Source organism: Gordonia amarae NBRC 15530 (assembly GCF_000241345.1).
In the GTDB taxonomy this organism is placed as follows: Bacteria; Actinomycetota; Actinomycetes; order Mycobacteriales; family Mycobacteriaceae; genus Gordonia; species Gordonia amarae.
Window position 1 is genome coordinate 75,581 of sequence record NZ_BAED01000063.1, and the last position, 12,417, is coordinate 87,997.

At 68.4% G+C, this 12,417-nt stretch carries 9 protein-coding genes; 4 read left to right on the forward strand and 5 right to left on the reverse strand.

Annotated elements, in window-relative coordinates; genetic code table 11:
* Positions 1–20: 20 nt before the first annotated feature.
* Positions 21–1,448 carry an aminobutyraldehyde dehydrogenase gene (locus tag GOAMR_RS18870; protein ID WP_005191611.1) on the reverse strand — a complete coding sequence of 476 codons (1,428 nt, stop codon included), beginning with the start codon at positions 1,446–1,448 and terminating at the stop codon, positions 21–23.
* Between the two features lie 112 nt (positions 1,449–1,560).
* Between GOAMR_RS18870 and GOAMR_RS18875 the strand changes: the two genes are divergently transcribed.
* Together GOAMR_RS18875 and GOAMR_RS18880 are read left to right on the forward strand one after the other, a co-directional pair.
* A complete protein-coding gene (locus tag GOAMR_RS18875; RefSeq protein WP_005191612.1) occupies positions 1,561–3,114 on the forward strand; it encodes a PucR family transcriptional regulator in 1,554 nt (517 codons plus the stop codon).
* Between the two features lie 94 nt (positions 3,115–3,208).
* Positions 3,209–3,901, forward strand: coding sequence for an SDR family NAD(P)-dependent oxidoreductase (locus GOAMR_RS18880; protein WP_005191613.1), 693 nt, complete (start codon positions 3,209–3,211; stop codon positions 3,899–3,901).
* Between the two features lie 17 nt (positions 3,902–3,918).
* Here the strand turns inward: GOAMR_RS18880 and GOAMR_RS18885 are convergent, their stop codons facing one another.
* The 3 genes from GOAMR_RS18885 to GOAMR_RS18895 form a co-directional block, all read right to left on the reverse strand.
* Positions 3,919–5,610, reverse strand: a complete 1,692-nt coding sequence (locus GOAMR_RS18885) for a hypothetical protein (protein WP_005191614.1) — start codon at positions 5,608–5,610, stop codon at positions 3,919–3,921.
* Positions 5,607–6,575 carry a phosphatase PAP2 family protein gene (locus tag GOAMR_RS18890; protein WP_005191615.1) on the reverse strand — a complete coding sequence of 323 codons (969 nt, stop codon included), beginning with the start codon at positions 6,573–6,575 and terminating at the stop codon, positions 5,607–5,609. The genes GOAMR_RS18885 and GOAMR_RS18890 overlap by 4 nt, the downstream gene beginning before the upstream one ends.
* A 350-nt stretch (positions 6,576–6,925) precedes the next feature.
* A complete protein-coding gene (locus GOAMR_RS18895; protein WP_005191617.1) occupies positions 6,926–8,293 on the reverse strand; it encodes an FAD-binding oxidoreductase in 1,368 nt (455 codons plus the stop codon).
* Positions 8,294–8,405: 112 nt separating this feature from the next.
* On the opposite strand from GOAMR_RS18895, the gene GOAMR_RS18900 reads away from it, so the two are divergent.
* On the forward strand, positions 8,406–9,341 hold the full coding sequence (locus GOAMR_RS18900) for a serine/threonine-protein kinase (protein WP_005191618.1): 936 nt from the start codon (positions 8,406–8,408) through the stop codon (positions 9,339–9,341).
* A 226-nt stretch (positions 9,342–9,567) separates the two neighbouring features.
* Positions 9,568–11,076 (forward strand): amino acid permease, encoded by a 1,509-nt coding sequence (locus GOAMR_RS18905; RefSeq protein WP_005191620.1) that lies wholly within the window; start codon positions 9,568–9,570, stop codon positions 11,074–11,076.
* On the opposite strand, the gene GOAMR_RS18910 is transcribed toward GOAMR_RS18905, so the two are convergent.
* On the reverse strand, positions 11,073–12,209 hold the full coding sequence (locus GOAMR_RS18910; protein WP_040515825.1) for an amidohydrolase family protein: 1,137 nt from the start codon (positions 12,207–12,209) through the stop codon (positions 11,073–11,075). The two genes, GOAMR_RS18905 and GOAMR_RS18910, sit on opposite strands and share 4 nt — an antisense overlap.
* Positions 12,210–12,417: the final 208 nt, after the last annotated feature.

Below are 12,417 nucleotides of genomic sequence, written 5' to 3' on the forward strand. Positions count from 1 at the left end.
CAGCCGGGCGCGCCCCGCGCTCAGGTATTGGCGCTCATCACGTGCTTGATGCGCGTGTAGTCCTCCACACCGTAGGCCGACATGTCCTTGCCGTACCCGGAATTCTTGAAACCGCCGTGTGGCATCTCCACCACCAGCGGGATATGACCGTTGACCCAGACGCACCCGGCGTCGATGCGGGCGGTCATCCGGTTGGCGGTGCCGTTGTCGGTGGTCCAGACGCTGGCCGCCAGACCGTAATCGACACCGTTGGCCTTGGCCACCGCGTCGTCCTCGTCGTCGAAGGTCTGCACGGTCAGGATCGGCCCGAAGGTCTCCTCCTGCACGATGGCGTCGTCCTGCCGGACGCCGGTGATGACGGTGGGCGCGAAATAGAATCCGCGGTCGCCCACCCGGGTTCCGCCGGTGGCGATCGTCGCGTGCTCGGGGAGCGCGGCGATCTTCTCCGTGACCGTGGTGAAATGCCGGATGTTGTTGAGCGGGCCGTAGAACGCGTCCTCGTCGTCGACGCCGCCCGGCTTGATGGTGGCGACCTTGGCGAGCAGCGCCTCCAGGAACTGGTCGTATACCGCGGAGTGCACGATCGCCCGGGTGGCCGCGGTGCAGTCCTGGCCGGCGTTGTAGTAGGAGGCCTCCGCGATGCCCGATGCGGCGGCCTCGATGTCGGCGTCGGCGAACACCACCGCCGGTGCCTTGCCGCCGAGTTCGAGGTGGGCGCGTGTGACGGTGGCGGCGGCAGCAGCGGCGACGGCGATGCCGGCGCGCACCGAACCGGTGATCGACACCAGGCCCAGGCGCGGATCGGAGACGAGCTCGGCGCCGGTGGCGCCGGTGCCCAGCACCATGTTGAACACGCCGTCGGGCACGATGCCCTGGGTGAGCCGGGCCAGCACGACAGTGCTTTCCGGGGTGGTGTCACTGGGTTTGAGCACGATCGTGTTGCCGGCCGCGAGTGCGGGGCCGATCTTCCAGATGGCCATCATGAACGGGTAGTTCCACGGCGTGACCTGACCGACGATGCCGATCGGTTCGCGCCGGATATAGGAGGTGAATCCCTCCATGTACTCCCCGGCCGACTTACCCTCCAGTAACCGGGCGGCACCTGCGAAGAAACGGAGCTGGTCGGCGCTGATCAGCACTTCATCGTTCTTGACCATCGCCCGCAATTGTCCGGTATTGCGGATCTGGGCCTCGACGATCTCGTCGGCGTGTGCCTCGACGGCGTCGGCGAGCTTGAGCAGTACGTCGGCGCGTTCCTTGGGAGTGGTTGTCCCCCAGGCGATGCGGGCCTTCTCCGCGGCGTCGATCGCCGCCGACACCTCGGCGGCCGTCGACACCGGGGACACCGCGACGACCGATTCGTCGGCCGGATTGATGATGTCGATCGATTCTTCCGATTCGGAGTCCACGAACGCGCCACCGATGAAGTTCTGCAGCCGACCGGTCATCTTGGATACCTCCTGGGTGTGTGCTGTCTAAAACTCTGGACTACAGCGCGGGGAGAGCGCATCTGCCAGAATGTCCGTCGTCGGTGAAGTGGTTTCAACAGATTGGAGTGCGGTGGCGGTTCCTGTGCGATGGCTTCTCGATCAGGCGGATCTGAGTTTACGGTTGCGCACCGGTTCTGCCGGGCTAACCGCGGAAATCACCTTTGCCGTCACCACCGAACTCCCCGACCCCGCGCGCTGGCTCTCCGGCGGCGAATTGATCCTCACCACCGGCCTCGGCCTGCCCGACGATCCGGCCCTGCGCACCGCCTACATCCACGGACTTCACAAGATCGGGGTCACGGCAGTGGGTTTCGGAACCGGACTGACCTTCGACACGGTGCCGCCGGAACTGATCGCCGCCGCCGACGACTGCGGGCTGGCCCTGTTCGAGGTCCCGCTGGCCACCCCGTTCGTCGCGGTGGCCAAGACGGTCATGAACCGCCTGGCCCATCAGCAGTACGAATCGGTCCTCACCGCCACCCGGGTGCAGACCAGGATGACCCGCGCCGCCGCGGTGAGCGGCGCGCCCGGCACGCTCGGCGAACTGTCGTCGGCATGCGGCGGCCCGGCGATCATCATCGACCGGACGGGCAAGGTCATCCACGCCGCCCGCGGCCGGGACACCGACGATCAGAACGAGGCCATCGCAGCGGGCATCGGACATCTCATCACCCGGGCCGGCGGCGGCTCGTTCCCGCACAGCAGCGTCGTCCCGCTCTCCGGCGGCGAGGTGGCCGTGGTGCAGGCCATCAGGATCGGCACCCGCACCTACGGCTACCTCGCGGTCGGCGTGACCGGTACCCCGTCGCCGATCGATCAGCTGCTCATCGGGCACGCCAACTCACTGCTCGGGCTCGAATTCGAACGCCCCAACCGGGTCCGGCGCGAACAGGGGCAGGTCCACGCCGCGGCATTGGCGCTCGCGCTGGCCGGCGGCACCGGCACGGCGTCGGCGATCGGGCTGCTGCGCACCGCGACCGACGATCGCGGCCGCATCCGGATGCTGACGGTGCTCGACGCCCGCGACGGGGAGACACTGCGTCAGGTGGTCGACGACCAGTTCGCCGCCCATGCGCGCAACTCGTTTCTCCACGCCGACGGCGCGACGGTGTCGATACTGCTGCGCGGAACCGACGACCTCACGCTCGCCGGTTCGCTGTTCGAACCCCTGGGAGAGGCCGTCCGCCGGCACCTGCGCATCGGGCTGAGCGCGGCGCACGCGCTCTCGGAGGTCCGCACCGCGGCGGCGGAGTCCCGGATGGCGGCGGGTCTGGCGCTCGGCGAACCCGTCGACGCCACCGCAATCACCGGCCGCACGCTGCTGGCCGTACCGGAATCCCGGAATGTCCTCACCGCGATGGGGATGCTGCTGGTGGAGCCGCTCGAACGCTACGACGCCGCGCACGACAGCGGACTGCTCGACTCGCTGCGGGCCTACCTGGAGGCCAACGGCCAGTGGGAACAGGCTGCCGCGATGTTGCAGGTGCACCGGCACACCCTGCGCAGCCGGATCGTCAAGGCCGCCGAGGTGATCGGTTGCGATCTCAGTTCTGCCCGCGTCCGTGCCGAGGTGCTGCTGGCGATCATCGCCCGCGACCAGCGGGCACATGCCGCGGAGGACTGATCGGACGACCCTTACGGTAATTTGCACAGTATGGCCGGGTGCCATAAGAACCCGAGCCCATCACCACCGCATAACCGCGATACGAGGAGAACCAATGACTGAATCACCGAAGCGTCTGGTCGTCATCACAGGAGCCGCCGGAGCCCTCGGGCAGGCCGTGGTCTCCGAGTTCCTCAACGCCGGTGCGGCCGTCGCCGCCGTCGACATCCCGGGCGAGCGGCTCGACGCGCTGGGCGAGACCGACGATGTGCACGCCGTCGGCGCGCAGCTCTCCGACGCCGCTCAGACCGTGGCCGCGTGGGAGGCCATCGACGCGATCGGCACCCCCGACACCCTGGTCACCCTCGCGGGCGGTTTCCAGCCGAGTTCGCTGGCCGATCTGACCGAGGACATCTGGGACGCGATGATCGACTCCAACGTCGACTCGCTGGTGTGGTCGGCGCGTGAGGCCGCCAGGCGTTTCGAGGCCGCGGGCGGCGGATCGATCGTCACCGTCGGCTCCAAGACCGCGATCTCCGGTCCCGCGCCGCTGGCCCACGCCACCAGCAAGGCCGCCGTCGTCCGGATCACCGAACTGCTCGCCGACGAGTTGCGGCCCAAGAAGATCCGGGTCAACGCGGTGCTGCCGTCGGTGATCGACACCCCCGCCAACCGCACCTGGATGTCAGAGGATCTCGCCTCGCGCGCGGTCAGCCCGGCCGCCATCGCCAAGGTCATCGCGTTCCTCGCGAGCGCCGACGCCGCCCCGATCAGCGGTGCCCGCGTCCCGGTGTACGGCGACGCCTGACCCCTGTTTCCCGGCCCCTACTTCTCCGCACACTCCGGGGCCTCCCCCAGCAGTACACCCCGCCAGCTGACGTCACCGGCCAGCTCGTAGCGGCCCGGCGCCGGGGTGCGGATCTCGGTCCAGCCGTCGACGGTGGCGGTGACGCACGCGGTGATCGTCGAGTCCACCGCGTCGCGGGCCGTGAGGTACCGGTTGGGCCGGATACGGATCTCGTACGCGGCGGCCGCCGGGGCCTCGATCACCATCCGCGACGGCGACTCCTCCACCAGCCGCAGTGGGGCGGGCACGATGCCGGTGGGGCCGGTGACCCGGTACAGGGTCCAGTCGTCGTTGCGCCAGGTCCGCGTCAGAAACGGCAGACCTGCCTCGATGAGCGCCGCCTCGGCCCTTGCCTGCCGCATCGGCGCCGCCGACACCGCCACATAGGCGACCGCGTTGTCGGCCAGCCACAGCCGGTAGCTGTCGGCGGTGAGCGCGTCGGTCTCGTAGAAGATCGGGTTGTAGCGGGCGTCGGACTGGTTCTCCCAGCCGCGGGCCAGCTTCACCGTCTTGGCCACCACGTGTGACCCGGCGTGGGTGCCGGCGTCGACGAGTTCGACGCGGTGATTGGCCATGTCCGGGATCTTCGCCAGCTGCTCCACGAGCGGCGCGTACGAGATCTCCGGGTCGTCGACGTCGGCGGCGGCAACCTGGTCGGCGGCCGCCACGAACACCGAGTAGACCAGTGCCGGGGCGAGGGCGATCGCCAGGAACTTCGCGGGCCGCGGCGAGAAGTACAGCACCAGGCACGGCAGCACGAAGCAGAAGAACCGGCTGAGATTCGAGCCGACGCCCGTCGGGATGAGGAACAGCGCGAGCGCGACGGCCAGCGCGAGCGGCGGGACCCACACGGCGGTTTCCCGCATCGACCTCCCGGACGGACCGGCGTCCCCGGTCTCCGGTCGCAGGGCGATCCAGGCCCCGACGCCGATCAGCACACACCAGAACAGGGTGGTCACCGGGAACACCTGCGATCCGGGCGCCCCGAACAGCGCGAACGGCACGAACACGCCGATCGCCGCACCGATCAGCAGCGCCCACAGCGCCGGATCGGGCTTACGCACCTCGGGGGGATCGGCGGTCGGTTCGGCCGTGGTGTGATGCCACACCAGCCGACCACCGTCGTGCAGCGAGCGGATCACGAACGGCACCACGGCCAGCCCGACGAACGCCGGGGCCAGCGCGCTGGCACACCCGCCGACGACCAGGACCGCGGCACCGGCCACGAGCCTGCGTTGCTGGATCAGGACCAGACCGCCGAGCGTGATGGCGACGGCAACGGCGAACGCGACCCGGCCGGACATCATATTGAGGACCGCGGTCGCCGCGATCGCCCACGCCAGCAGGGTCGGGTGCGCGGCCCGCCGCGACAGCGGATAGGCCGACGCCGCGATCGCGATGGTGGAGGCGCACAGCAGCGGCAGCGAACCGATCAGCGTCGACAGGGCGGGGACGATCAGCGAGTAGCTCCCGGGCGACACACCGCCGTACCAGCCGAACCAGTAGGCCAGGCCCACGCCCGAACGCGCGGCGTCCTCACGGGCCAGTGCCGCCTGCAGATCCGACAGGGCCGGACTGACCAACAGCAGAACAATGCTCGCGACCACCGCGGCCGCCAGGGGCAGCCATGCCCGCCGGAATCGGGGAGTCAGGTGCAGCGGGGTGCTCACGACTCCGGGGTGACTCGCTCGGCCGCGCGGGACTCGACCGGGGTGCGATCCGCACCGGCGACGACCGGCATGTCACCGGTGGTGGCCTCGGCGCGGTCGAAGTCCTTCCAGGACACTCCGCTCAACGGCGAGGCCAGATACCGCCGCCACAGATAGCGCAGCCCGTACGCCGCGACCGCACCGGCGAGCAGCGTGGCCAGCCCGGCGACGACGTCGATGAAGTAGTGGTTTCCGGTGCCCATCACCACGAAGAACGTGGTGAACGGGTACAGGCAGCCGAGCACCCGCACCCAGTGCCTGCGGCCGAAGTGCACGAGCATGATGCCGCACCAGGTGGCCCACGCGCAGTGCAGCGACGGCATCGCCGCAAACTGATTGGACACGGCGTCGGAGCCGGGTGCGCCGGAGTCGGGCCACCAGCCCCAGGAGCCGGTCTTGGCCATGATGTCGACGAAGCGTTCGTCGGCGAGCATCCGCGGCGGCGCGGTGGGCATCGAGTAGAAGCCGACGAGGGCGAAGCCCGTGGTGATCACCAGCACCGAACTCATCAGCCGGTACCGGTTGCGATGGGCCACGAACAGCCAGATCAGGACGCCCGGGGTGACGATGAAGTGCAGCGACGCGTATTCGAGCGCGCTGAGCGCCGCGACGGGCGGGGTGTCGTTGACGAACTCGTTGAGCCAGCGCTCGAAGGCGAGGCCGAACTCGTCCTCCCAGGCCAGGATGTCGCGGCCGTTGGTGAACGCGATCCCGACGTCACCGTCGGCCATGTTCCGGATCATCGAGTAGATGCCGTACAGCGCGCCGAGCACGATGATCTCGACCCACCAGCGCGGGGCGACGAAGTAGCGCATCACCGCGGCGAAACCACGCGGCAGCCGGCCCAGGACACGCCAGAGGGTCTGACCCGAACCCGTGCGGGTGGCAGGCGCGCCGTCGCCGACAGATGCTCTCGTACCTGTCACGGCGTCCTCCTCACAACTACGCGGGCGCCACTGTGGTGGGCCGACGTGGCGGCGGCTGCCGCCGAAGCACCTGCGGTATCGGTGTTACCGACAGGTAAATCACATGCCGACCCTAGGGAAACACCCGGCGTGGGCGCAACCTTCCCTCTGCTCACCGAACGATGCAGGTGACGTCCACCACTACTCTTCCGGCAGTTTCATCCGGCGATTCACTCGCCCGGCAGCTGACCCGCGGTACCGCTGCCCGCCCCTGCCGGTCGATCACAGGTCGAGCCGCCAGCATACACCGTTCACCCAGGATTCCCCGGGACGTCGCGTGGCCGCCGTCACCGCCTCGGCCCGCGGATCGGTCAGAGGAGCACGCCCGGATTGAGCAGGCCGTCGGGGTCGAGGGCCTTCTTGATGGCCGCGGTCATCTGCATGACGTCGGGGCCCACCTGGTCGGGCAGCCAGGCCTTCTTGAGCCTGCCGACGCCGTGTTCGCCGGTGATGGTGCCCCCGAGCTCGATCGCCGCATCCATCACCCGGCCGAAAGCGGAATGGGCGCGCCGGGTCTCGTCGGCGTCCGCCGGGTTGAACACGATCAGCGGGTGGGTGTTGCCGTCGCCGGCGTGGGCGATGACCGAGATCATCACCTGTTCGTCGGCGGCGATGGCGGCCACCTTGTCGATGAGGTCGGGCAGCGCGACGATCGGCACACCCACGTCTTCGAGCAGCAGCGAGCCGAGGCGTTCGACGGCCGGGATTGCCGCCCGCCGCGCCGCGGTGAATGCCTCCCCCTCGGCGGGGTCGGCGGTGGAGAACACCTCCGACGCGCCGTGCCGGGCGAATGCCTCCTCGATGAACGCCACCTCGGCGGCCGCCGCCGGTCCGGGGGCGTCGGATTGGGCCACCAGCAGCGCGCCCGCGTTCCGGTCGAGGTCCATGTGCAGCATGTCCTCGACGGCGTTGATGGACACCTTGTCCATGAACTCGAGCATCGCCGGACGGATCTTGCCGGTGATCTCCAGTACCGCCTCGCTCGCCTCGCGCACCGAGGCAAAGCTCCCGACCACCGTCGACGCCGCCGACTGGGCGGGAATCAGCCGCAGCGTGACCTCGGTGACGATGCCGAGCAACCCCTCGCTGCCGACGAACAGCTTGGTCAGCGGCAGACCGGCCGAATCCTTGAGCTGCTTGCCGCCGAGCCGCACCGCGCGGCCGTCGGCAAGGACGACCTCCAGGCCCAGCACGTAGTCGGTGGTGACGCCGTACTTGACGCAGCACAGCCCGCCCGCGTTGGTGGCGACGTTGCCGCCGATGGTGCAGATCTCGAACGACGACGGGTCCGGCGGGTACCAGAGGCCGTTGGCTTTGGCGGCCTCTTTGACCTCGAAGTTGAACCTGCCGGGCTGACTGACGGCGGTGCGGGTGCTGGTGTCGATGCTGATCTCGCGCATCTTCTCGGTGGACAGCATGATCGCGCCGTCGACGGCGGTGGCCCCGCCGGACAGGCTGGTGCCGGCGCCGCGGGTGACGATCCGCACGCCGTTTGCGGCGCACCAGCGCACCGTCGTCTGCACCTGCTCGGTGGTGAGCGGGCGCACCAGGGCGAGCGGGGTCCCGGCGTCCGGGTCCTGCGCCCGGTCCTGTCGATAGCCTTCGAGGATATCGGGATCGGTGACCACCATGCCCTCGGGCAGCGACGCGGCGAGCGGGGCAACATCTGTTGTCGGCATGGCCCCACCTTAGGGAGTGCAATAGCCCCGAGACCGCCTAATGGGGCAGACATCCCACCGGCGCCGGACATCCTGACGGGCCACACACCGGACGTGCCCTTACGCTATCGATGTGACAGCGACCCGTGAGGCTCTCGCGCCCGGCACCACGCTCGGCGACTACCTCATCGAGCGGCTCGTCGGCGCGGGCAGCAGCGCCGACGTCTACCTCGCCCATCCGCTGACCCCGCGGTCCGGCATGCCGGGCGACGTGGCGCTGAAGGTGCTGCACGCCGGGGAGGCCGGTCAGCATCTGGCCCGCGACAGATTCGAGCGCGAGTTCGAAATCGCCTCGCTGCTGAGGCACCGGCACATCGTGCGGATGTACGGCCACGGGGAACTGAACTCGGAGGGAACCGTCACCCCATGGATGGCGATGCAGTACGCGGGCGGCCCCGCCTCCGACGTCCTCATCCCGGCGCCGGACACCGAACCCGACCTGCCGACGATCGTCCGGGTCGCCTCCCAGAGCGCGGCGGCCCTCGATCACGCGCACCGCAACGAGGTGATCCACCGCGACGTCAAGCCGGCGAATATCCTGCTCACCGCGCAGACGCCGGCCGAGGCCGACGCCCTGCTCAGTGATTTCGGAATCGCCCAGTTTCTCGACGACACCCGCCCGCTGGCGCGTAACGGCCGGGTGCGCGGCTCCATCGCCTACGCCGCGCCTGAACTCCTTCAGGCACAACGACTTTCCCCTGCCACGGATCTGTATGCACTGGCCTGCAGCCTCGTCGAATGGCTGACGGGCAAGCCGCCCTTCCCGCGCCAGACGGCCTTCGCCATCACCTACGCGCATATCCGCGACCCGATTCCGCCGCTCACCTCACGCCGTCCCTGGCTGCCGAGTTCGCTCAATTCCGTATTCACCAAGGCCCTCGCCAAGGATGCCGCGCAGCGCTACGAAACCTGCGAGGAATTCGTAGCGATCGTCGCCCATACCCTGCGGGATGTCACGCCGCCGGAGCGCCCGAAACCCTCCCGTCGATTCGGCTGGTTTCCGTGGTGATGCCGGGTAATACTGTCCGAATTCACCGGGGCGTTACCGCGACGGTGATCCGGAACACCCCATCGGCAGCACTCCCACCTGCACTGATTCCGCTTTTTCACATTGTTAACATTCCCCGAGTGTCGGGCCGGAGACATCGGCGATAACGTCGCAAAGCGTCACGTGATCACCGATTCCGTGATCACCGATTCTCTGCACATTGTCCCCGAAATACCGAGGAGCCGACATGACGTCGGAAACATCCGCGAGCTACGACACCTCAGCATTCGACGCCGAAGACGAGGGTTATCACAAATCCCTCAAACCGCGGCAGATCCAGATGATCGCGATCGGTGGCGCTATCGGCACCGGCCTGTTCATGGGCGCCGGCAGCCGCCTGCACGACGCCGGCCCCGGCCTGTTCCTGGTGTACGCGCTCTGCGGAATCTTCGTCTTCTTCATCCTCCGCGCCCTCGGCGAACTCGTCCTGCACCGCCCGTCGTCGGGGTCGTTCGTCTCCTACGCCCGCGAATTCTTCGGTGAGAAAACGGCTTTCGTCACGGGCTGGCTATATTTCTTCAACTGGGCGGCCACCGCCATCGTCGACGTCACCGCCGTGGCGCTCTACGTCCACTACTGGGGCGCCTTCGAGGTCATCCCGCAGTGGCTCATCGCGCTCATCGCGCTGGCCATCGTACTGGCGATGAACATCATCTCGGTCAAGCTGTTCGGTGAGATGGAATTCTGGGCGTCGATCATCAAGGTCACCGCGCTCGTGACCTTCCTCGTCGTCGGCCTGGTGTTCCTGGCCGGCCGCTTCGAGATCGACGGCCAGACAACCGGATTCTCAGTCATCAGCGACAACGGCGGCCTCATCCCCGAGGGCGCCTGGTCGCTGTGCATCGTCACCTCCGGCGTCATCTTCGCCTACGCCGCGGTCGAACTCGTCGGCATCGCGGCGGGCGAGACCCCCGATCCTCCGAAAGTGATGCCGCGAGCGATCAATTCGGTGATCTTCCGGATCGCGGTGTTCTACGTCGGGTCGCTGATCCTGCTGGCCCTGCTGCTGCCGTACACCACCTACAAGTCCGGCGAGAGCCCGTTCGTCACGTTCTTCTCCAAGCTCGGGGTGCCCGCCGCCGGCGGCATCATGAACATCGTGGTGCTCACCGCCGCGATGTCGAGTCTCAACGCGGGGCTGTACTCCACCGGCCGCATCCTGCGCTCGATGGCGATGAACGGTAGCGGACCCGCCTTCACCGGCAAGATGAACAAGAACGGGGTGCCGTTCGGTGGCATCGCCCTCACCGGTGGTCTGACACTGCTGGGCATCATCCTGAATCTGTTCGTCCCCGAAGAGGCCTTCAACATCGCGCTCGACCTGTCGGCGCTGGGCATCATCTCCACCTGGGCGATGATCATGGCGTGCCAGATCCAGCTGTGGCGGTGGGAGCAGAAGGGCATCCTGACCCGCCCGAAGTTCCAGTTGCCCGGTACGCCTTACACCAGTGTGCTGACACTGATCTTCCTGGCCGTCGTAACCGTCCTGATGTGTATCGACAACATCTGGAACCTGTGGGCCATCATCGCCCTGGTCCCGATGCTCATCGGAGGCTGGTACGCGGTGCGTGGCAAGGTGCTGGCGATGGCCGCGGCCCGCGAGGGCTACACCGGTGAATACCCGGTGGTGCCGCAGCCGCCCGTGCCCGAGGAGCCGGAGTTCCTGCACCACCACGAGGAGGAACCGAAGGACTAGGCTGTCTCCACATCGCCGGCGCGAGGGCCGTCCGGGGCGTCGATCCCGTAGACCGCCCTCGCGTTGTCGGCGAAAACCCGTTTCAACCAATAGGATCCGCGCTTGTCCAGAACATCGGAGAGCGCCCCCACCAGGTCATCGAGCGTCGCGTTGGGCTTGTCCACCGGAAAATCGGACCCGAATACCAGCCGCTCCGGACCGAACTGCCCCGCCAGATGATCCACCAGCGGACCCACCATCTCGGCCAGGGTCTCCCGGCCGCCGATGTTGCCCCACCGGGCCTTGCCGTAACCCAGCACCGGCAGCGCCAGCCCCGACAGCTTCACCACCACATTCGGGTACGTCGCCAGCGTGACGATCCGTTCCCGCCACAGCCGCAGGATGTCGGCACGATTGGCGGCCGTGGCACCCGTGCGCGCGCCGACCGGCCCGAACGCACCGACCGGGATCCCCATGTGCTCGACGACAATCGTCGTGTCGGGAAACTCGCGCGCCAGGATCACCACGTCGTACAGCTGATGCGAATAGCACATCACCTCGAACACCAGCCCGCGCCGGGCGATCGACTCGAAGCCGGTCAGGAACTCAGCGGACGACAGGACACCGTCGTCCGCGGCGAAGTCCCGGACGCCCGGATCGGGGTGCCGCGCCGCGCACCAGCGCACCCCGCGCAGCAGCTCCGACGCCGCGGCATGCGCGTCGAGCCGGTCACCGAGGTCGTCGGCGCGCGGATCGGCGGCCGCGACGATCGCCCCCAGACGGGGTGCGGACCCCAACCCGAACGGCAACGACGCCGTGTACCCGGTCTCCGCCGCCGGCGAGGCATCCCGCCCGGACAGCGACAGCGACTCCACGCACACCACGGTGTCGATGCGCGCCCCGGTCACCGGCAGCACCCGGGCGGCGTCGGCGAGGTAGTCCCGAGGTTCGTAGGCCCGCAGCAGGGCCGACGGGTTGAGCAGGAACTCCGGTTCTCCGCGGCCCGTCACCCGGGGGACAACGTGCCTGCCCAGATCGGTCACGAAATGCAGGCCTCGAGTGAGAATGTCCGACGACGACGGCGTGCGCCGCGGATTCCACTGATGCAGGTGCGCGTCGACGATTCCCGGAAGTACACCACCCAACCTGTTCACCCCCCGAGCGTTGCATACTTGTCTTCTACGATCACACCGGCGACCGCGCCCTGTGACCTGCCCCGCACCCGTGAAACGGGCGGACCAGCGGGCCTTCCGAACGCCGTCCCGGGCCGAATCGTTCGTTCGGGCGATCGTGACACCGGTGTCCGGCCAGGACCACCGACTAGAATATTGGCTTCAGCCTGATGAATCCATGCCCGGGCCG